Source organism: Xanthomonas cannabis (assembly GCF_040616535.1).
In the GTDB taxonomy this organism is placed as follows: domain Bacteria; phylum Pseudomonadota; class Gammaproteobacteria; order Xanthomonadales; family Xanthomonadaceae; genus Xanthomonas; species Xanthomonas cannabis.
The window spans coordinates 1,049,076-1,069,774 of sequence record NZ_CP136580.1; the positions used below are offsets into that span (position 1 = coordinate 1,049,076).

Genomic DNA, 20,699 nt, shown 5'->3' on the forward strand with positions numbered 1-20,699 from the left:
CACGCCTCATTCCCTAGCATCACGCCTCGTTCCTGTACCCGACGCTTTCCGACGAAGGCGACCGAAGTTCCTGCAGCAGCAGAGCTCGCAGCGTCCGTCGGCAGGCACGTCTCAACCTGCGGTCCCCGGCGCAAAACAGTCTCAACGTGCACACCAAACCCCTGAACGCAGAAGGCGACCGCATCGCTGCAGTCGCCTTTGTTGATCGCTTGACGCGTGCGGTTTACACCGCCACGTCAGGCAGCATCCGTGGCATCGAGGTTGCCGCGCCTTCCACCTCGGTGGAGCGCGCTGCGTAGCGGGTGGCAAAGCGCACGTGGGTGATGAAGCTTGCCCCCGGCGACTGCGCCAGCGAGGCGACCAGTGCGCCGTTGAAGGCGTCGCCGGCACCGGTGGTGTCCACCGTCTGCGCGCTTTCGGCGCCCACGCGGTAATGCGCGGCAGTGTCGCCGCGCAGCTGTTCGTCGGCGTGCGAAATGAAGGCGCCCACCGCGCCCAGCGTGACCACCACGGTCCCGCCCGGCAGCAACTTGCGGCATAGCGAGTGCAGCGTGTTGCCATCCAGCGCCGCGACATCGTCGGCGTTGATGCGCTCGCCGACGTGGCGGCCGAGCAGGGCGGCGAATTCGGTCTCGTTCGGGGTCAGCACGTCCGACAGCTTGAGCAGGCCGATCGAGGTCGGCGCATTGGCGGGCGCGGCGTTGAGCACGGTCAGCACGCCGCATTCGCGTGCAAGCGCCAGTGCCGATTCGACGGTTTCCGCCGGCGATTCCAGCTGTGCCAGCAGCACGCGTGCCGAAGCCACCAGCGCGCGCTGGTTGTCGACAAAGGCCGCACTCAGCACCGAGTTGGCGCCGGCACCGATCACGATGGTGTTGCGGCCGTGACCATCCACATAGATGCCACCGGTGCCGGTGGGCTCGTTGCTGGGCTCGGCGATCAGCGCAAAGCCGTCGTGTGCGGCCAGCGAGCGCGCCAGCGCGCCGCCGGCATCGTCGCCCAGCGCGCACAGAAAATGCGTCCTGGCACCGGCACGCGCGGCCGCGACCGCCTGGTTGAACCCCTTGCCACCGGGCCCGGTGCTGTAGCGGCCGGCGATGGTGGCACCCGGCGCCGGCAACACGTCGCAGCGCCACACGTGATCGACATTGAAAGACCCGACAACGACGACCGAACTCATAAATACCTGCTTGCTTGAATGACTTGAATGAAACGTGGCGTGCGGCGATTAGACCGTGACGCCGATGAACCCGCGCCGCCTCAACCGAAGTGCGAGAGCACCCCGGCAATGGTAGCGGTCATGAAGGTGGCGATCGAACCGCCGAGCACCGCACGCAGGCCGAATTTGGCCAGATCGTGACGACGTTCCGGCGCCAGCCCGCCAATGCCGCCGATCTGGATCGCGATCGAGCTGAAGTTGGCAAAACCGCAGAGGGCATACGTGGCAATCAGGCGGCCTTCTTCGCTCAGGCTCACGCCGGCCACCTGGCCCTTCACGATCTGCGACAACTCGGTGTAGGCGACGAACTCGTTGATCACCACCTTCTGGCCGATCAACGAACCGACCGTGGTCGCGTCCGCCCAGGGCGTGCCGATCACCCAGGCAACCGGCGCCAGCACATAACCGAAGATCGTCGACAGGTTGGTCGGCCGGCCCAGCGCGGCAGCCGCGCCGGTGACCTCGCCCAGCCAGGTCAGCGGTGCGTTGATCAAGGCGATCAGCGCGATGAAGGCCAACAGCATCGCACCGATGTTCAGCGCCAGGCGAAGACCGTCTCCGGCCCCGGCCGCCGCCGCGTCGATGATGTTGCTGGTGGTCTTTTCCACTTCCATCTTGACCGTGCCGCGGGTCAGCGGGGTGCCGGTTTCCGGAACCAGCAGCTTGGCCACCACCAGGGTGGCGGGTGCGGCCATGATGCTGGCGGCGAGCAGATGCTTGGCATAGAACGCTTGCTGCGCGGGGTCGCTGCCACCGAGCATGCCGACGTAGGCGGCCAGTACGCCGCCGGCGATATGCGCCATGCCGCCGATCATCATCGTCAGCAGTTCGGACTGGGTCATCTTGGGGATGTACGGGCGCACCGTCAGCGGGGCTTCGGTCTGGCCGATGAACACGCTGGCGCACACGCTGGTGGTTTCCGCGCCAGACACGCGCATCACCTTGGTGATTGCCCATGCCATCGCCCGCACCACCACCTGCATCACGCCCAGGTGGTAGAGCACGCCCATCAGTGCAGAGAAGAAGATGATGGTGGGCAGCACCTGGAACGCGAAGATGAAGCCGTAGCTTTCGATGTTCATCAGGCTGCCGAAAATGAAGGTGGAGCCTTCATTGACGAAGCTCAGCACCTTCACAAAGCCCTTGCCCAGCGAATCGAACACATCGCGTCCGCCCGGCACCAGCAGCACCAGCGAGGCAAACGAGATCTGCAGCAGCAGGCCGGTGCCAACCAGCTTCCAGTCGATCGCGCGGCGGTTACTCGAAAACAGCCAGGTGATGCCGATGAGCACCGCCAGACCGAACAGGCCGAAACCGATCCTTCCCAAACCTTCGACCATTCCAATCCCCGGGGCTGCTGACGGCAAAACGAGAAGCCTAGAGCAGGGGGTGTCGGCGGGCAAGGCGAGCGGCATTCAGATGGCCGTCACAGGCTTGCGCACAGCCCCGGCCCGGTAAACTGCGCAAGCCGGTCCGGGGCAGGTGCCCCGGAGGTTGCAGGAGTTCGCCATGCTTTACCGTCGTCTGGGTTCCACCGGGCTGCAGCTGTCGGCGTTGTCGTTCGGGGCCTGGGTCACCTTCGGCAAGCAGATCGGGCGCGGCGAAGCGCGCAACCTGATCGCTGCGGCCTGGGACAACGGCATCAATTTCTTCGACAACGCCGAGGTCTATGCACGCGGCCGCGCCGAAGAGGTGATGGGCGATGTGATCGCCGATCTGCGCCTGCCGCGCGACGGCTACTGCGTGTCGAGCAAGGTGTTCTTCGGTGCGGTGGACAGCCCGCGTCCGACCCAGCGCGGGCTGTCGCGCAAGCACGTCACCGATGCCTGCCACGCCGCGCTCAAGCGCCTGCGCGTGGACTATCTGGATCTGTATTTCTGCCACCGGCCCGACCCGGACACGCCGGTCCAGGAAACCGTGCGCGCCATGGACGCGCTGATCCGCCAGGGCAAGGTGCTGTATTGGGGCACCTCCGAGTGGAGCGCCGACCAGGTGCACGCGGCCATCGCCATCGCCGAGCAGGAGCACCTGCATGCGCCGGCGATGGAGCAGCCGCAGTACAACCTGCTGCATCGCCAGCGGCTGGAACACGAGTACGCGCCGCTGTGCGAGCGCGGACTGGGCACCACCATCTGGTCGCCGCTGGCCTCGGGCCTGCTCACCGGCAAATACAACCAGGGCGTGGGCGCGGACAGTCGTCTGGGCCAGCCCGGCAACGCCTGGTTGCAGGAAGAGGTGTTGGGGGCAGCGGAGTCGCGCCGTGTCGAGCGCGCACGCGCGTTCTGCGCGCTGGCCGCCGAACTGGGCCACGCGCCCGCACGCCTGGCCATCGCCTGGTGCCTGCGCAACCCGCACGTGTCCAGCGTCATCCTCGGTGCCAGCCGGGTCACGCAGTTGGAAGAAAACCTCGGCGCCCTGGAGACGCTCGCGCAGATGGATGCAGCCGAATGGGAGCGGGTGGACGCAGTCACATTTTGACGCGTGGCACCACTATCGATTGATCCGGTCAATTGAGAACTATGAGTTGATGCAAAGATCCAGCCATTCAGATGAGAATGGCTCTTGATCATTAAATGAGAATGGTTATTATTTGTCTGGCCAACCGACTGGAGATCCAGATCATGACCGCTCATCCCGTGCTGCTCCGCTCCGAACCGGTCAACCTGCGCGACCGCGCCGCGCCGCGTGCCGTGCCTGCCGAAGACCTCATCAGCAGCGAGGCGCTGCTCAAGGGCCGCCGCGAAGTGCTGATCCAGCATGGCGACCGTGTGTATCGCCTGCGCCATACCAGCAACGACAAGCTCATTCTTACCAAGTAACCCTGGCAGCGCGCCCGGCTGCGCCCCACCACGCGGGCGCGGCCGTACGACGCTGAAGGCAGGACAGGCGCGCCCTCGCGCTAGTGTCCAGGCACCGCTGCAACAGCAGCGCTTCACTGCTGTCGATTTGCACCAACGCACCCGCTGACGGGTGCGGCATCACCGCTGCGGGCGCTGCCGCCGCCGTCCGCCATTCCGTTCTCCCTCGGCTGCCGCACGCGGCGTGTCGCTGCGCGCAAGGTCCGGGGTCTCCCACAAAGGTTCTTGAATGATCCGCCTGCATCCGCTGGTGGCCGCGCTGTCGCTTGCGCTGCCTGCAGTTCCGTTGTGTGCCCATGCTGCCGACGCAGATGCCGGCGGCGAGTCGGCGCGTGAAGTGCACGATTTCGACCGCCTGCAGGTCACGGCCACGCGCACCCAACGGGCGTTGGTCGACGTGCCGGGCACGGTGGACGTGATCGACCGCGAGCAGCTGGACAACCAACTGGTGCGCGAACTCAAGGACTTGTTTCGCTATACGCCCGGTGTGTCAGTCACCACCAACAGCGGCCGTTTCACCGGTGCCAGCGGCATCCGCGTTCGTGGCCTGGACGGTAACCGCGTAGCGATCCTGGTCGACAACGTGCCGGTATCGGACACCTTCGCGTTTGGCAGCTATCTCAATGCCAACCGTAACTTTGTCGATCTGGAAACGCTCAAGCGCGTGGAAGTGGTGCGCGGGCCGGCCAGCGCCTTGTACGGGTCCGATGCGCTGGGTGGTGTGGTGGCCTTCGTCACCAAGGATCCATCCGATTATCTGAGCGACGATACGTCCAGCTACGTCGGCCTGAAGTTCGGCTACGAAGGCGACTGGAACGGGCTGTTTGCCGGCGCCACCGGCGCCTTCGGCGGCGAGCGCTGGAGCGGGATGGTGGCCGTTGCGCACCGTCAGGGCCAGGAGGCGCAAAACCAGGGCGACATCCGCAGCCGCGATTTCACCCGTACTGCAGCCAACCCGCAACAGGTCGACGGACGCAGCGTGCTGACCAAGCTGGTGTATGCGCCAAGCGCACGACAGCGTTTCAAACTCACGGTCGAAGGCAACGAAGACTACGGCAGCATCGATGCGCTCAGCAGCATCGACACGCGCTCGCCAAGCGCATCGCTGCGCATTCTGTCGCAGGAGGGGCGCGACCATCAGACCCGTGCGCGGGTGTCGCTGCGGCACGAGATCGATGCGCTGGATTCCGCACTGGCCGACGATCTGCAGTGGCAGGTGTATCGCCAGGACAGCGAGAGCCTGCAGCGCACCAACGAGTTGCGCGGCAACAACACCCGCCGCCATAACGAACACACCTTCGATCAGCGTGTTTACGGCCTGCTGGTCAACGCCCACAAAGCCATCGACACCGGCACGCTTCGCCACGAAATCACCTATGGGCTGGACGGCACCTGGAGCGACACGCGTGCCAAGCGCGATGGCTATTCGGTCAACCTCGCCAATGGGGCAGTCACCAATCGGGTAGGCCAGGATGTGTTTCCGGTACGCGATTTCCCGACCAGCGAAACCACCAAGCTCGGGTTGTATGCGCAGGACGAAATCGGCCTGCTCGATGGCCGCCTGTCGCTGACGCCGGGCATGCGCGTGGACTATTTCCGGCTGTCGCCGCGGGTGGACGACATCTTCCGCGAAGACAATCCGGGCGTTGCCGCCGCGATCATCGAGCAAACCCAGGTCTCGCCCAAGTTCGGCGCGGTGTGGCGGTTCTCCGACGCATGGTCGGCTTACGCCAACTACGCGCATGGCTTCCGCGCGCCGCCGTACAACGACGTCAATATCGGCTTCACCAATCTGCAGGGGCGCTATACCGCCATCGCCAATCCCGACCTGAAAGCGGAAACCAGTCGCGGTGGTGAACTGGGGCTGCGCTTCAACGCTGCGCTCGGTTATCTCGGCCTGGCGGTGTACTACACCGATTACCGCGATTTCATCGAGTCCAATGCGCCAGCCGGGGTCAACGCCGACGGTTTCATGGTGTTCCAGTCGCGCAACGTGGACGATGTGGTGATCAAGGGCGCAGAGGCACGCGGCGGCCTGGATCTCGGGGTGCTGGCCGGCTGGCAGGGCTGGTCGTTGAACAGCGCGGTTGCCTATTCGGAAGGCGACAACCTGACCGACAACACGCCGCTCAACTCGGTGGATCCGCTGCGCGGCACGCTCGGCGTGGCCTTCGACAGCGACAGTTGGGGCGCAGAGCTGATCGGCAGCTTCGTCGCGCGCAAGCGGCGCCCGCAGTTGGCCAGCTATTACACCCCGGCCGGCTACGCCACGCTGGACCTGATGGGGCACTGGGAGTTCGCACCCGGCGCCAGGCTCACCGCCGGCCTTTTCAATCTGGCCGACCGCCGCTATGTGGACTGGAATGCACTGCCCAACGGCACGCTGGCCGGCAGCACGGTGGTGGACCGCTTCACCGGCGCCGGGCGTACCGCCGCGGTCAGCCTGGCCGTGAGCTGGTAGCGGCCATGCCCATCGCCCGCACACCGCAGGTGTCGTCGCATGCACGCGCTACTGCCGCGGCGCTGCCGCGTCCGCCGCAGTTGTCGGCGTTGGGCGCGGTGCTGTGCCTGTACCGCCCTGCGCTGGGCAATGAACTCGATGGCTGGCAGCACGCGGTCGATGCGGCCGCCTTGCGACAGGTCGATAGCGAGGGCGTGCGCGAGAGCGTGTGGTTCTTCGATGCCGACGGCCACTGCTGCTGGCGGTTGTACCTGTTGCCGGACAGCGACTTCCTGAGTTGGGACCGGCTGGTTTCGCGCTTGCCGCCCGTACCGGACGACACCCAGGGCCTGGGCGTGGGCGAGCGCCTGTGGCGGCGGCTGGCCGGACGCATGCGCGGCGAGAGCTGGCGGTTGAGCGCGCTGCGGTTGCATCCGGCCGGCGGGCGCGCGCACCCCCTGGCGGCGAGCCTTGCGACCGTGTCGGCGTTGGGGGCGGAGGTCGCCGCACGGCTTGCGCGGGAAGAAGGCATCGACGGTCGCGTGGCCGTGGACGATTGCTGCTGCGCGCGCGCTGCCTTGTCGCGCGCGGCGCAGGCCGGCGCGCGCGGGGCCGATCCCATCGCCATGACCGCTGCGCTGCTGCGCCTGCGCCGCTGACATCCCCGTCTTCACCACCGAGATCTCCGATGAGTCGATTCGTCCCCCCTTGTCTTGCCCTGACCCTGAGCCTGTTACCCGTGGTCGCCACTGCAGCGACAGATGCCGAGCGCGATCGCCAGAGCATCCTGGCGATGCAGGGCGAGTACGCGGTGGATTTCGCCTTTGACGAAACCGTGTTGCTCAAGCCCGGCTACGAGCGCGCCTCGGCGATGCGCAGCGGTGCAAGCGAGGTGGTCATCGTGGTCGAGGACAGCCCGCGCAAGATCGTGTTGCAGCACCTGCTGGTGGACGAGAAGACCAAGCACGTGACCAAGCACTGGCGGCAGGACTGGGTCTATCAGGCGCCGCAGCGGTTCGAGTTCAGTGCGGACCAGACCTGGCAGGTACGTGCGGTGCCGGCCGCCACGACCACCGGTGCGTGGACCCAATGTGTGTTCGAAGTCAGCGATGCGCCACGCTATTGCGGTACCGGCCGCTGGGACTACGCCGATGGCCACCCGACCTGGACCAGTGACTTGAGCTGGCGCCCGTTGCCGCGCCGCGAGTACACCAAGCGCAGCGACTACAACGCGCTGTCGGTGATCAACCGGCATACCCTCACGCCCAATGGCTGGACGCACGAACAGTTCAACACCAAGGTGCTGCGCAAGCCCGACGGCAGCCAGGAAGCGATCGCGCGCGAGTTCGGCTTCAACGATTACCGCAAGACCACCGAGATCGATTTTGCTCCGGCCTATGCCTACTGGAAGGGCACGCAGGATTACTGGGCCAAGGTGCGTGCACGCTGGGCCAGATTTCTGGACACACCGCCGGGCCTGCACCTGAAGACCAAGCCCGATGGCATGGCGATGATCATGCCGATGTTCGAGCAGGCCGAAGCTGTGCAAGCGGGCAAGCGCGTCAAGGACGCGCAGATCGATGCAGTGTTCGCGCAATGGGCCGAACCGGCGAACTAGCCAGCCCAGGTCGTAGGAGCGCACCAGGGCGCGACGTGGCATTCCCGACACGCCCATCGCGCCGCGCCCATGACGCTGCTGCGAGGTCGCGCCCTGGTGCGCTCCTACAGGCGAGGCGCGGGTTGGTCGCTCAAAGGGCCGTTATTCCTTGAACATCAGAAACGCCGCCACCAGGATCAGCCCGAATGCGGCCCAGTGATTCCATTTCAGCGACTGGCCCAGGTAGAAGGTCGAGAACCCGGCGAACACTAGCAGCGTGATCACTTCCTGCATGCCCTTGAGCTGCGGCGCCGAATACACCGCGCTGCCCAACCGGTTGCCCGGCACCTGCAGGCAGTATTCGAAGAACGCAATGCCCCAGCTGACCAGGATCGCGATCATCAGCGGGGTGCTCTTGTACTTCAGATGCCCGTACCAGGCGAAGGTCATGAAGACATTGCTGGCGAGCAGCAACAGGACCGGATACAGATAAGCAGTGAACGACGCGGTGGGCATGACGGCAGACGGCAGCGAAGGGGCCGGCAGCATAAGCCAGACCCGTTAAGCGCACGCGACCGTGCCGATGAGCCCGGCAAGCAGGCCAAGGCTGCTCACGCATGGCCCGACGTGGCCGCGTGCAGCGCAGTCAGGCATCGGGCCCCGGCTGCGCCTCGCTGCCGCCGTGGACAGAGCCGCTAGCGCTGCATGCCCCAGCGCCGCACGGTGAGCCGCTCGATCGCCTGGAACACCACGCCCTCTACCAGCAGGCCCAGCACGATCACCATGGCCAGGCCGGCAAACACCTTGTCGGTGTAAAGCTCGTTGCGGTTCTGGAAGATGTACCAGCCCAGCCCGCCCTGACCGGAGGTGGCGCCGAACACCAGCTCGGCGGCGATCAAGGTGCGCCAGGCGAACGCCCAGCCGATCTTCAGGCCGGACAGGATCGCCGGCAGCGCCGCCGGAATCAGCAGCTGCGCCACATAGCGCGGCCCACGCAAGCCGTAGTTGCGGCCGGCCATGCGCAGCGTGTCGGGCACCGCCTGAAAGCCGGCGTAGGTGGTCAGCGCCAGCGGCCACAGCACCGAGTGCACCAGCACGAACACCAGGCTGCCGGTGCCCAGCCCGAACCACAGCAGGGCCAGCGGCAATAGCGCGATGGCCGGCAGCGGGTTGAACATGGCGGTGAGTGTGCCGAGCACGTCGCGGCCCCAGCGGGTGGAGGCGGCCACGGCGGTCAGCAGGAATGCCGACACCACGCCGAGCAGATAGCCCTGCGCCAACACCCGCAGCGAAGCGCCTACCCGGCGCAGCAGTTCGCCCGACAGCAGGCCGTCGTAGAACGCGCGCGCAGTCTGCACGGCGCTGGGCAGCATCAGATCGTCGCCGACCACGCGCGCGGCGACCTCCCAGGCCGCTCCGAGGACCAGCAGCACCAGGGCCTTGCGCAGCCAGGCGGGTGCCTGCCAGCGGATCGGCGCAGCGGCGGTCAACAGGGCCGGGTCCAGTGGCTGCAGCGTCAATTCGTATTCCGCGCGCACCGGTGGAACCGGCGGCAACGCCGTGGCGGGCGAGCGGCTCATGGCAGCGCCTCACGCTGCAGTGGGGCAGTGCGGCGCAATGGCGCCACCTTGTCGTCGTCCAGGGGGTCGTCGGGCAGATCGAACAGCAGGCGGTGAATCCGTTGCGCGGTCTGCTGAAACGCCACGCTACCGGCGCTATGCGGCCCGAAGGCATGTGCGTTGAGCTCGGCGCGCACCTGGCCCGGGTGCGGCGACAGCAGCAGGACACGGTTGCCGACCACCAATGCCTCTTCGATGGAATGAGTGACGAACAACAGCGTGAAGCGCGATTGTTCCCAGAGCTCCAGCACCTGCTCCTGCATGCGCGAACGCGTCAGCGCATCCAGTGCCGCGAAGGGCTCGTCCATCAGCAACACGCGCGGGCGCATCGCCAGCGCGCGCGCAATGGCGACGCGCTGCTTCATGCCGCCGGACAAGGTGTGCGGGTAGGCCTCGGCAAACGCGCTCAGCCCGACCTGGGCCAGACTCTCGTCCGCCCGTTCGCGTGCTTCGGCGCGCGACAGCGTGCGCGCCGCCCGCAGGCCGAAGATCACGTTGTCGCGCACGGTCTTCCAGGGCGCCAGCTGATCGAACTCCTGGAACACCACCACCCGATCCGGCCCCGGACCGGTCACCGCCTGTCCGTCCAGACGGATCTGCCCCTCGCGCGAGCCGACGAAGCCGGCCACCGCCTTGAGCAGGGTGGATTTGCCGCACCCCGATGGCCCCAGCAGCACGAAACGGTCGGCTTCATGCACATCGAAGCGCACCCGATGGGTGGCGCGCACCACCCGCTGGGCGGAGGCGTATTCCAGGCTGACATGATCGACCTGCAGCAAGGGCGTGCTCATCGCTCAGCTCCCGCCCGCAACCAGCGGGTCGTCGAAGAAGTAGTCGCTGACCTTGGCCGGTGCCTGCTTGATCGCCCCGCTGTGCTGCATGAACTTGCCCAGCCCCAGCGTGTTCTGCGGTGCCACGGTGAACTGCACCTTGGGGTCCTTGAGGATCTGCAGCACCAGCGCGCGGTCGATCCCCGAGCCATTGCGGCGCAGGAAGATATCCGCCGCCTGATCCGGATGCGCGGTGACGAACTTGGCTGCCTGGTCCAGTGCGGCGACGAAGGCGCGATAGGTCTTGGGATTGTCGCGGCGGAATTTTTCGGTGGCGTACAGCACCGTCGCCGACGACGGGCCGCCCTCGATGTCGTAGGAACTGGTCACGATATGCGCGGCCGGGTTGCGCGCCAGCTCCTGCTCCTGGAACGGCGGACTGGCGAAATGCGCGGTGATTTCGGTGCGGCCACGGATGATCGCCGCCGCCGCGTCCGGGTGCGGCAACGCCACCTGCAGCGGATCGAGCTGATGGGTGCCCTTGTCGCCCCAGCGCTGTTGCGAGGCATGCTGCAGAAAACGCGACTGCACCGACACGCCGGTGGCAGGCACCGCAATGCGGTCCTGCGGGGTGAAATCGCCGATGCTCTTGATGCGCGGATTGTTGCTGATCAGGTAGTACGGAAAATTGCCCAGCGAGGCCACCCCACGCACATTCTGCCGGCCGCGCGTGCGGTCCCAGATGGTGAACAACGGTCCCACGCCGGCACCGGCGATATCGATCGACCCGGTGAGCAACGCATCGTTGACCGCTGCGCCACCGGAGAGCTGCAGAAACTGCACGTCGATGTCGACACCGGCGGACTTGCCCTGCTGCTCGATCAACTTCTGGTCCTGCGCCACATCCAGCAGCAGATAGACGATGCCGAACTGCTTGGCGATGCGCAGCTTGCCTTCGGCCTGCGCCTGCGCGCTATGCAGCAGCGGCAAGGCGGCCAGAAACAGCAGCGCGATGGGCCGCAAAAAGCGTCGGCGCTGCGAAGGTGCGTGAGAAGTGACAGTCAAACGCATGCGGCGCTCCGGTCGATGAGGGGAGAGGGCAGGCGCGCGCTCAGAACGGCGCATCGCCTTCGATGGTGGTGCGGTTGAGACGGCGACGCAGGTGATCGGGCGTACCGGCGGCCAGGTGCATGACCGAGCGGTTGTCCCAGAACACCATGTCATGCGGCTGCCAGCGATGCCGGTACACCAGCGCCGTGCGCGTGCTGTGCGCAAACAAGGTCTGCAACAGCGCCCGGCTTTCGTCCTCGGGCAGGCCGACGATGCGCGTGGTGAAATGCTCGCTGACGAACAACGCTTTCTGGCCGGTTTCCGGATGCGTGCGCACCACCGGGTGCTGCACGGGCGTCACTTCGGCAATCTGCTCTGGCGTCAGTGCCGGCCGCCACGGATTGCGCGCGCGCAGCTCTTCGTACTTTGCGAGATAACTATGTTCGGCGCGCAGGTCCTGCACCGTGCGCTTGAGCGCGTCGGGCAGCGTTTGCCACGCCAGGTGCTGGTTGGCGAACAGGGTGTCGCCGCCCTCGCTCGGCAGCTCCTGCGCGTGCAGCAGCGAGCCCATGCTCGGGGTCTGCTTGTAGGACAGATCCGAGTGCCAGTAATGCCCGGCATCGCCCAGGCCGATCGGTTCGCCGTTTTCCTTGATGTTGGACACCACCAGCACTTCCGGGTGATCGCGCAGCTGAAAATTGCGCAGCACATGAATCTGCAACGGCCCGAAGCGACGGCTGAAATCCACCTGCTGCGCCGGAGTGATGCGCTGATCGCGGAACACCAGCACGTGGTGATCCAGATGCGCCCGATGGATGCGCGCGAACGTAGCCGCGTCCAGCGGTTGCGACAGATCCAGCCCGATCACCTCTGCGCCCAGTGGCGCATCGAACGGCACGATCCGCACGCCCGACGCAGCCGCGGTGGTGGCATCGGCACGCGGCGGTTGCACACGCGCGGCGGAACGACTGCTGGCCATGACCCTGGCACCTCGACAACGGCAAAGGCCGCCAACGGCGACCGGACTGGTCACTCTAGGCAGTCATGCCGTCGCTGCGAACGTACGATTGGCAAGGTGCTTATGCGCTGCGGGTATATGAAATACCGCCACCCGCATCGTGCTTCGCCCGCCGCAGATGCCGTCGCGCCGATTCCCGCGTTGCCGTCAGACGGCGCAGCACATGCCGTCGTCAGCCAGCACGGCGTGCCCGCGCCCAGAACGGCCGCAGAACGAAGCGCGCAACCGTCAGACGGGCGCGGACGGCGTGCAGTAATCGCTGTGTACCGGTGGTACGTGCGAATCCCGAACACCGGCCGCGCCCGCCTGGGGCCTGCGCAGCAGTCTGGTTGGCTGCTCTTATTCGCTGCGCAAGGCCAACGCCGGTGGCGTGGACAGGATGCGACGGGTGCCTGACCAGCCGGCCAGCAGACTCAGGGCGAGCCCGAATGCGCCGCCCAGCAGCAGACGCGGCCAGTCCGGTGCCAGTGCGATCTCGAAGGCCTGTTGTCCGACCAGCGCGCCGATCACCGCCGCCGCCGTCACCGCCAGCCCCGCCGCCAGCAGCCCCAGTGCACCAAATTCCACCAGCACTGCGCCACGTAGCTGCCCGCGGCGCGCGCCCAGCGTGCGCAGCACGGCACTGTCGTAGCGGCGCTCGCCGGCGGTGGCCTGCAGCGCCGCCAGCAGCACCAGCACACCGGCGAGCAGGCTGAAGCCCATCACCAGTTGCACCGCCTGTGCCACCTGGTCGATCACCTCGCGCACGCGGCCCAGGATGGCATCGATATCCAGCACCGAGATGTTGGGGTAGTCGCGGCTCAGCGACGCCAGTCTGGGGGCACTGCCGGGCGGCAGGTGGAAGGCGGAAATCAGGTTGTACGGCGCATCGCCGACTGCGCCCTCATTGAGCAGCAGGAAAAAGTTGACCCTGAACGAATCCCAATCGGCCTTGCGGATGCTGGTGACGGTAAAACTGCGTTGCTGTTCGCCCAGCAGCAAGGTGATGCGGTCACCGAGTTTGAGCTGGTAGCGCTGTGCCCAGCCTTCTTCCACGGAGGCTTCCGCTGCAGTGCTGTCGGCTGCCCAGAACTTGCCCTGCAACAGCGTATTGGCCGGCGGAAATGCGTGCCGCCAGGAAAAATTGACCGGGCGGTTGTCGCCGTCGCCATCGTCGGCCGGGTCGCGGTCGCCGCGCACCGGCGGCTTGTCGTTGATGGCGACCAGGCGTCCGGTGGAAAACGGCTCCACCGCTGCGTTGTCCACGCCCAGGCCGCGCAATGTCTGCAGCACCGGCTCGGTCTGCTCGGGCTGGATGTTCATCAGGAAGTAGTTGGGCGTATCGGCCGGGAGGCGGTCGCGCCACTGGCCGAGCAGGCCGGGGCCGACCACGGCCAGCAGCAACAGCGCGCACAACGACAGCGACAGCCCGACCAACTGCACCACGCTCAGCCCGCGTCGCCGTGTCAACGAGGCCAGGCCCAGCTTCCAGGCACCACGCAGGCGGTGCTGGATCGGTCGCAGCAGCGCGAGCAGGCCAAGGCCCAGCGCCATTGCCACCAGCGCTAGCGCCGCCAGCCCGCCCAGCACCCAGCCAGCCAGCACCAGGTTGCCGGTGGCATACACGGTCAGCGCCAGCGTCGCGGCCAGGGCTGCGCCATACACCAGCAACGAGCTCGGCGGCACGGCGGCAAAACTGCGGTTGAGCACGCGCATCGGCGGCACGTTGCGCAGCCGCAGCAGCGGCGGCAGGCCGAAGCCCAGCAACAGGGTCAGGCCGATGCCCGCACCGGCCAGCGCAGGGGTAGCCTGCGGCAGCGGCAGGCGGTTCGGAATCAGGCTGCCGAGTGCCTGCACCAGGCCTTCCTGCGCCAGCATGCCCAGCCCGATGCCGACCAGGCAGGCCGGAATGGCGGTCAGCAGCAGCTGCAGCGACAGCATCGCCAGGATGTCGCGCTGCTTCGCGCCCAGGCAGCGCAGCACTGCCACGGTGTCGATACGCCGCATCGCAAACCGGTTGGCCGCCAGTGCGGTCGCCACGCCGGACAACAGCACCGCCAGCAAGGCCGACAAGGCCAAGAAGCGGCCGGCGCGATCGAACGCCGCACGCATACCGCGTTGGGTGTCTTCGATGCCGACCAATCGGTATTCGCTGGCACGCGGCTTCAGCCAGGCGCGAAGATCGGCGATGGCCTCCGGTGCGCCGGCAAACATCAGCCGGTACGAGGCGCGGCTGCCGGGGCCGAGCAGGCCGGCACCATCGATATCGGCGCGATTGACCAGCAACGGCGGCGACAGCTGCATCAGCTCGCCGGAGGCATCCGGTTCGGCGCGCAGCACGCCGGTGATGGTCAGGTGGCCGGCGCCGAATTCCAGTTGCTCGCCCACGCGCAGGCCCAGCGCTTCGAGCAGGCGCGGATCGGCATAGGCCTGGCCCGGCGGCGGTGCGCTGGCGACGCTGCCCTCCGTCCCGGCGCCGTCCCTGGACACCAGCAGCTGCCCACGCAGCGGGTAACCGGCGCCAACGCCGCGGATATTGGCCATCTGGCTGGCATCGCCATGGAACAGCACGCTGGGGAAGCTGACCATGCGCGTGCTCTGCAGGCCACGTCGCTGCGCTTCTTCGGCGAAGTCGGCCGGAATCTCCTGGCGGCCGGTCACGCCCAGATCGCCGCCGAGTACCTCGGCCGCGCTGGAGGTCAAGGCGAGCGTCACCCGGTCGACCAGCGTGCCGACGGCGGTCATTACCGCAACGCCCAGCACCAGCGCAGCGAACACGGTGAGCAGGTCGCCGGCCAGGAATTCGCGGCGTACCGCGCGTGCGGCTTGTCGCAGCACGTTCATGCGGCCGGACCGGTCTGTGCGTGCAGGCGGCCGCTGTCGATGCGGTAGATGTGTTTGCAGCGCTGCGCCAGGGTCATGTCGTGAGTGACCAGCACCAGGGTGGTATCGCTGGTGGCATTGAGCGCGAACAACAGGTCGCTGATCTGTGCGCCGGTGGCCTGGTCCAGGCTGCCGGTGGGTTCGTCGGCGAACAGGATGCGCGGGCGGGCCACGAATGCGCGCGCCAGCGCCACGCGTTGCTGTTCGCCGCCGGACAGCTGGCGTGGGTAATGGCGCGCACGCGCACTCAGGCCCACCGCTTCCAGCACTTCGCGCACCCGCGCCGGGTCTTCGCGCCCCGCCAGTTCCAGCGGCAGCGCGATGTTTTCTTCGGCGGTCAGCGCCGGCAACAGGTGGAAGCTCTGGAACACGAAGCCCACTTCGCGGGCGCGCAGGGCGGCGCGGGCTTCTTCGTCCAGCTGGCCCAGGTCCTGGCCCGACAGCGCGATGCTGCCGCGGCTGGGCAGGTCCAGCCCGGCCAGCAGGCCGAGCAGGGTGGTCTTGCCCGAACCGGAGGCGCCGACGATGGCGATGCTGTCGCCTTCACTGACCGTCAAGCTCACGTTGTCGAGGATGTGGAGTGTTCCCTCCGGGCCACTGACGGACTTGCCGACCTCGCGGACGTCGATGGCGGTGCGGGTGCTGGAGCGGGGGGCCAGACTGTCGATGAGGAATCTCCGAATGCGTGAAAGAACACTGCGATATGGCGCGCTGGCCCTGTGGCTGCTGGCACTGTCCCTGCTTGCGCCGGGGATTGCCTCTGCCAGAAGTCCGGCCACCACGGCACCGATCCTGGTCGTTGGCGACAGCCTGAGCGCTGCGCACAACATTCCGGTGCAGTCCGGCTGGGTGACCTTGCTGGACCAACGCCTGAAGCGTGACATGGCGACGCCACCGGCGGTCGTCAATGCCAGCATCAGCGGCGAAACCACCTCCGGTGCGCTGACCCGGCTGCCCGGCCTGCTGGAAAAACACCGTCCCGGCGTGGTGGTGATCGAACTGGGCGGCAACGACGCGCTGCGCGGCCTGACCCCGGCCCAGCTCAAGGGCAACCTGGAAAAGATGATCCAGCTCAGCCAACGGGCCGGTGCCAAGGTGCTGTTGCTGGGCATCGACGTACCGCCCAACTACGGCCCGGCCTACCGTGAGCGCCTCAAGGCCACCTACGCAGACCTGTCGAAACAGTACACCACCGCGCTGGTGCCGTTCTTCCTGGAAAAGGTGGCATTGCAGCCGGGGCTCATGCAGGACGACGGCCTGCACCCGACCGCCGCAGCCCAGCCCAAGGTGCTGGAGACGGTGTGGCCCGCGCTGCGTCCGCTGCTCCCGCGCTAGACCCTGCGCGTCACAAAACGTTATCCGGTCTTCACGTTCTTTCCACCGCCGATCCGGCATGTTTCACAAAGCTGAAGACCGAGGAAAGTCCATGCGTCAGACCAAGGAAACGTCCGGCCTCGTGCTGGTCGTCGAAGACAACCGCAATATCTCCGAAATGATCGGCGAATACCTGGAAGGCCGTGGCTTCGAGGTCGACTATGCGCAGGACGGACTCGACGGTTACCGTCTGGCCGCCGAGAACAGTTACGACGTGGTCGTGCTGGATCTCATGCTGCCACGCCTTGACGGTATCGAAGTGTGCCGCCGCCTGCGTAACGACGCGCGCAAGTCCACTCCGGTGCTCATGTTGACCGCCCGCGACACGCTGGACGACAAGCTCACCGGCCTGGGCTTCGGCGCCGACGATTACCTGACCAAGCCCTTCGCGATCCAGGAACTGGAAGCGCGCCTGCGTGCCCTGATCCGTCGCGAGCGCCGCCAGGTGGGCTCGGAAGTGCTCAAGGTCGCCGATCTGGTACTTGACCCGGTGAGCATGCGCGCCACCCGTGCCGGCACCGAGCTGCAGCTCTCGCCGATCGGTCTGCGCCTGCTGACCATCCTGATGCGCGAGTCGCCGCGCGTGGTGACCCGCCAGGAAATCGAGCGTGAAATCTGGGGCAATGGCTTGCCGGATTCGGACACCCTGCGCAGCCATCTGTACAACCTGCGCAAGATCATCGACAAGCCGTTCGACCGCCCGCTGCTGCACACCGTGCAGAGCGCCGGCTACCGCATCGCCGACATCGCCCAACCGATGGCCTGATGTCCCCCGACCGGCCGCCGTTCTGGCGGCCGGTCGGTGTTAGGCTCCACGCGCTAATGGTTTATCCGTGCTGCCGGCTGGCTGCACGACGGACTCACGGAAGCGTTGCCTATACTCCGGCGCTCTCCCCTGGATGCAGCAATGCCACACGGGCTCCCGCGAAAAATACGTCTTGCCTTCCTGCTACAGGTCGCGCTGGCGAGCCTGGCGATCGTGCTGGGCGGGTACCTGATTTCGCTGGTCATCAAGTACAGCCTGGTGCGCACGGTGCTTGCCGACGAGGCCGTGCATTTCTGGCAGATGCACAAGAGCGCACCGGACAATCGGCCGCCGAATACGCGCAACATCCAGGGATATTTCGCACCTGCCGGCGCTGGCGACCAGTCCATCCCGCGCGCGCTGCAGACCTTGTCGCCGGGCTTCAGCGAAGTGGCCGCCGCCGACGCGATGGTCTATGTGGACCAACATCCGGAAGGGCGCTTGTACCTGGTCTTCCCGCGCTCGCGTGCGGCGCATCTGACCCTGTGGTTCGGGGTGGTGCCGGCGATCATCGTGTTGCTGGGGATCTATGGCGTGTCCTGGTTCACCTACCGCGTCTCCAAGCGGCTGGTGTCACCGATCAGCTGGCTTGCGCTGCGGGTGTCGCATTGGGATCCGCGCAACCCGGATGTGGACGAACTTTCGCCGGAGCGCCTGCCCGCAGAGTTGCAGGGCGAAACCCGGCAGCTGGCTGCTGCATTGCATGCGCTGGGGCAGCGGGTCAGCGAGCATGTCGCACGCGAACGCAACTTCACCCGCGACGCCAGCCACGAACTGCGCACACCGCTGACGGTGATCCGCGTCGCCACCGACATGGCACTGGCCGACGACGAGCTGTCACAGCGCACCCAGCGCAGCCTGCGCCGGATCCAGCGCGCCGGCCGCGACATGGAGGCGGTGATCGATGCCTTCCTGATCCTGGCGCGCGAAGCGGAGATCGACCCGCAGAGCGAGACCTTCGATGCGGCCGAGCTGGCCAGCGAAGAAGTCGAAAGTGCGCGCGAGCTGCTCGGCGACAAGCCGGTGTCCCTGCGCATGGTGGGTGACCGCAGCCTGCAGATGTTCGCGCCGCCGCGGGTGATGCGGGTGGTACTCAGCAATCTGCTGCGCAATGCCTGCGCCTACACCGACACCGGCAGCATCGAGGTAGAGGTGACACAGGACCGCATCGTGGTGCGCGATACCGGCATTGGCATGAGCGATGAAGCACGTGCGCGGGCATTCGAGCCGTTCTTCCGCGCCGACCCCACGCGCCCGCAGGGCACCGGCCTCGGTCTGTCGATCGTGCGGCGCTTGTGCGACCGCTTTGGATGGCGGATCGAGCTGGAAAGCGAGGCCGGGCAGGGGACCTCGGTAGCCGTGGTAGTTGCCTGACACTGGCGGTCTGCCCGCAGGCAGGCCGTCAGTGTCGGCTGCCTGGCGGGATTGATCGGAACGGCTGCGCGGCGAAGGGCCTTCTGCGTCCACGTTGCAGCTTGCCGTTGCGATCCACGCATTGGCGGCGTGCCGTGGCCAATGGGCCGCGCCACTGGTCCGAGCGGGATCACTCAGAGGTGACTACGGTTCCAGCACCGGGGCGACGGTCTTGCGCCAGATCGCGTAACCATCGGCGGTCATGTGCAGCATGTCCTCGCGAAACAGCTCCGGACGCGGCTTGCCGGCGGCATCGAGCATGGGCGTGTAGACATCCACGTAGTCCACCCGCGGCAGTGGCGCCAGCGCCGCCTTGATCAGGCGATTGGCGGTGATCACCGCCGGCAGCAATTGCGCGCGCGAGGGGCTGGGCTTGATCGACAGATAACTGATGCGCGCCTCGGGCAGGTCGCGGCGAACGCGGGTGACGAAGGCCAGCACATCGTCGCGCACCTGCTCGGGCGTACGGCCGCTGTTGAGATCGTTGTCGCCGGCATACAGCACCACCTGGCGTGGTGCGTACGGGATCACGATGCGGTCGGCATACCAGGTGCTGTCGCGGACTTCCGAACCGCCAAAACCGCGGTTGATGACCGGGGTGCCGGGGAAATCCTGCGCCAGCGTTTCCCAGAAGCGGATCGACGAGCTGCCGACGAACACGATGCCGTGCCTGGGCGGCGGTTGGCGCGCGTCGCTGGCGGCGAAGCGCTGCATGTCCTGTTCCCATGCGGTATTGGACACCTGTGCAGGTACGGCCGGTGCCGCGTGCAGTGGCTGCGCATGCACCTGGCTGGACAGCAGCACGAGGGCGCACAGCAGCGTGCGCAAGTTGTGTCTGATCATGCGAGAAACCTGCAGCGATTGAGCGGGCTTGCCATGGTGCAGCAGTCTGCGAGCTGAGGGCAAACCGGACTGCGGCTGGCGATGCGCAGCGCCACGGTGCAAGATTCGCACTTTCCCCAGCAGCGACATGCCATGCGTTTTCCCTGTTCTCAGACACGCCCTGCCGGGGCGCAAGCACCGACGCATGGCTGATCAACTGGGACACGTGCCGCGCGGCCCGCGCCGCATGCTCAAGGCGGCGATCTGGTCGTGGCAGGGATTGCGCGCCGCGTGGTTGCATGAATCCTCATTCCGGCTCGAAGTGTGCCTGGCGGCGGTCATGGCCCCCTTGGGGCTCTGGCTGGGGCAATCACCGCTGGAACGTATCGCGCTGATCGCGCCGTTGTTGATCGTGCTGGCCGCCGAGCTGCTGAATTCGGCCATCGAAGCGGTGATCGAGCGTTACGGCCCGGAGCATCACGTGCTGGCCGGGCGTGCCAAGGACATGGGCTCGGCCGCGGTGTTCCTGCTGCTGCTCAACGTGCTGCTGTGCTGGGGCTTGATCCTGTTGCCGCGGCTGTTCTGAAGGCCTTCGGCAGCACAAGAGGAATTGTCTCGAAGCGATTGCGGGGCCGCGCGTGCACCATCGATGCGGCGACAGGTACGGGTATGGAGACACGGCTGGATGGCGATGCCGGCGCGTCCGGTGATTGGGTCGGATGAGTGCCCGCCCGTCCGCTGCCTTTGGGGTGCCGACATCGGTGGCAACCCGCATCGCAGGCTGGGCCAGAGTGAGGCCGCTTTATTGCCAGCCAGTTACCGGCGGGGCGCTGGCCACCCGCGTACCGACCA

Annotated in this window: 19 protein-coding genes and 1 other RNA gene; 9 read left to right on the forward strand and 11 right to left on the reverse strand. The window is 66.8% G+C overall.

Annotation, left to right across the window (positions count from 1 at the left end):
- Positions 1-223 precede the first annotated feature (223 nt).
- Both RZV17_RS04315 and RZV17_RS04320 read right to left on the reverse strand, forming a co-directional pair.
- Positions 224-1,180: a ribokinase gene (locus tag RZV17_RS04315; protein WP_039565492.1), complete on the reverse strand. Its 957-nt coding sequence runs from the start codon at positions 1,178-1,180 to the stop codon at positions 224-226.
- 80 nt (positions 1,181-1,260) lie between these two features.
- The gene (locus RZV17_RS04320) at positions 1,261-2,559 is read right to left on the reverse strand and encodes a NupC/NupG family nucleoside CNT transporter (RefSeq protein ID WP_039408521.1); all 1,299 of its coding nucleotides are present in this window, start codon (positions 2,557-2,559) and stop codon (positions 1,261-1,263) included.
- Between the two features lie 154 nt (positions 2,560-2,713).
- On the opposite strand from RZV17_RS04320, the gene RZV17_RS04325 reads away from it, so the two are divergent.
- The 5 genes from RZV17_RS04325 to RZV17_RS04345 all read left to right on the forward strand — a co-directional run bounded on the left by RZV17_RS04325 (position 2,714) and on the right by RZV17_RS04345 (position 8,135).
- Complete coding sequence (locus RZV17_RS04325; RefSeq protein WP_355607521.1) at positions 2,714-3,697, forward strand: aldo/keto reductase; 984 nt, start codon at positions 2,714-2,716, stop codon at positions 3,695-3,697.
- Between the two features lie 101 nt (positions 3,698-3,798).
- Positions 3,799-4,038 (forward strand): hemin uptake protein HemP, encoded by a 240-nt coding sequence (locus tag RZV17_RS04330; protein ID WP_024938306.1) that lies wholly within the window; start codon positions 3,799-3,801, stop codon positions 4,036-4,038.
- A gap of 268 nt (positions 4,039-4,306) precedes the next feature.
- The gene (locus RZV17_RS04335) at positions 4,307-6,538 is read left to right on the forward strand and encodes a TonB-dependent hemoglobin/transferrin/lactoferrin family receptor (RefSeq protein ID WP_355607524.1); all 2,232 of its coding nucleotides are present in this window, start codon (positions 4,307-4,309) and stop codon (positions 6,536-6,538) included.
- Positions 6,539-6,543: 5 nt separating this feature from the next.
- Positions 6,544-7,176 carry a Hemin transport protein gene (locus tag RZV17_RS04340; RefSeq protein ID WP_355607527.1) on the forward strand — a complete coding sequence of 211 codons (633 nt, stop codon included), beginning with the start codon at positions 6,544-6,546 and terminating at the stop codon, positions 7,174-7,176.
- A gap of 29 nt (positions 7,177-7,205) precedes the next feature.
- Positions 7,206-8,135 carry a DUF6607 family protein gene (locus tag RZV17_RS04345; protein WP_355607530.1) on the forward strand — a complete coding sequence of 310 codons (930 nt, stop codon included), beginning with the start codon at positions 7,206-7,208 and terminating at the stop codon, positions 8,133-8,135.
- A 141-nt stretch (positions 8,136-8,276) separates the two neighbouring features.
- Here RZV17_RS04345 and RZV17_RS04350 read toward each other — a convergent pair whose 3' ends face one another.
- From RZV17_RS04350 to RZV17_RS04385, 8 genes are all read right to left on the reverse strand, one after another.
- Positions 8,277-8,630, reverse strand: coding sequence for a DMT family protein (locus tag RZV17_RS04350; RefSeq protein WP_039408585.1), 354 nt, complete (start codon positions 8,628-8,630; stop codon positions 8,277-8,279).
- 179 nt (positions 8,631-8,809) lie between these two features.
- Positions 8,810-9,694: an ABC transporter permease gene (locus RZV17_RS04355; RefSeq protein ID WP_355607534.1), complete on the reverse strand. Its 885-nt coding sequence runs from the start codon at positions 9,692-9,694 to the stop codon at positions 8,810-8,812.
- Positions 9,691-10,524, reverse strand: a complete 834-nt coding sequence (locus tag RZV17_RS04360; protein WP_355607537.1) for an ABC transporter ATP-binding protein — start codon at positions 10,522-10,524, stop codon at positions 9,691-9,693. Before RZV17_RS04360 ends, RZV17_RS04355 begins: the two co-directional genes overlap by 4 nt.
- Positions 10,525-10,527: 3 nt before the next feature.
- Complete coding sequence (locus RZV17_RS04365) at positions 10,528-11,574, reverse strand: ABC transporter substrate-binding protein (RefSeq protein WP_355607540.1); 1,047 nt, start codon at positions 11,572-11,574, stop codon at positions 10,528-10,530.
- A gap of 40 nt (positions 11,575-11,614) precedes the next feature.
- Positions 11,615-12,532 carry a TauD/TfdA family dioxygenase gene (locus RZV17_RS04370; RefSeq protein WP_355607543.1) on the reverse strand — a complete coding sequence of 306 codons (918 nt, stop codon included), beginning with the start codon at positions 12,530-12,532 and terminating at the stop codon, positions 11,615-11,617.
- A gap of 242 nt (positions 12,533-12,774) precedes the next feature.
- Positions 12,775-12,849, reverse strand: a non-coding RNA gene (locus RZV17_RS04375) — sX9 sRNA.
- A gap of 61 nt (positions 12,850-12,910) precedes the next feature.
- The gene (locus tag RZV17_RS04380; RefSeq protein WP_355607546.1) at positions 12,911-15,394 is read right to left on the reverse strand and encodes an FtsX-like permease family protein; all 2,484 of its coding nucleotides are present in this window, start codon (positions 15,392-15,394) and stop codon (positions 12,911-12,913) included.
- Positions 15,391-15,990, reverse strand: a complete 600-nt coding sequence (locus RZV17_RS04385; protein ID WP_039565510.1) for an ABC transporter ATP-binding protein — start codon at positions 15,988-15,990, stop codon at positions 15,391-15,393. Before RZV17_RS04385 ends, RZV17_RS04380 begins: the two co-directional genes overlap by 4 nt.
- A gap of 109 nt (positions 15,991-16,099) precedes the next feature.
- Here RZV17_RS04385 and RZV17_RS04390 point away from each other — a divergent pair, with 109 nt between their 5' ends.
- The 3 genes from RZV17_RS04390 to RZV17_RS04400 all read left to right on the forward strand — a co-directional run bounded on the left by RZV17_RS04390 (position 16,100) and on the right by RZV17_RS04400 (position 18,986).
- Positions 16,100-16,768: an arylesterase gene (locus RZV17_RS04390; protein ID WP_355609180.1), complete on the forward strand. Its 669-nt coding sequence runs from the start codon at positions 16,100-16,102 to the stop codon at positions 16,766-16,768.
- Positions 16,769-16,859: 91 nt separating this feature from the next.
- On the forward strand, positions 16,860-17,573 hold the full coding sequence (locus RZV17_RS04395) for a response regulator transcription factor (protein ID WP_002811889.1): 714 nt from the start codon (positions 16,860-16,862) through the stop codon (positions 17,571-17,573).
- Positions 17,574-17,714: 141 nt separating this feature from the next.
- Positions 17,715-18,986, forward strand: coding sequence for a HAMP domain-containing sensor histidine kinase (locus RZV17_RS04400; RefSeq protein WP_355607549.1), 1,272 nt, complete (start codon positions 17,715-17,717; stop codon positions 18,984-18,986).
- A 183-nt stretch (positions 18,987-19,169) separates the two neighbouring features.
- Here the strand turns inward: RZV17_RS04400 and RZV17_RS04405 are convergent, their stop codons facing one another.
- Positions 19,170-19,868, reverse strand: a complete 699-nt coding sequence (locus RZV17_RS04405; RefSeq protein WP_355607552.1) for an SGNH/GDSL hydrolase family protein — start codon at positions 19,866-19,868, stop codon at positions 19,170-19,172.
- Between the two features lie 184 nt (positions 19,869-20,052).
- On the opposite strand from RZV17_RS04405, the gene RZV17_RS04410 reads away from it, so the two are divergent.
- A complete protein-coding gene (locus RZV17_RS04410; protein ID WP_039408580.1) occupies positions 20,053-20,433 on the forward strand; it encodes a diacylglycerol kinase in 381 nt (126 codons plus the stop codon).
- Positions 20,434-20,699: the final 266 nt, after the last annotated feature.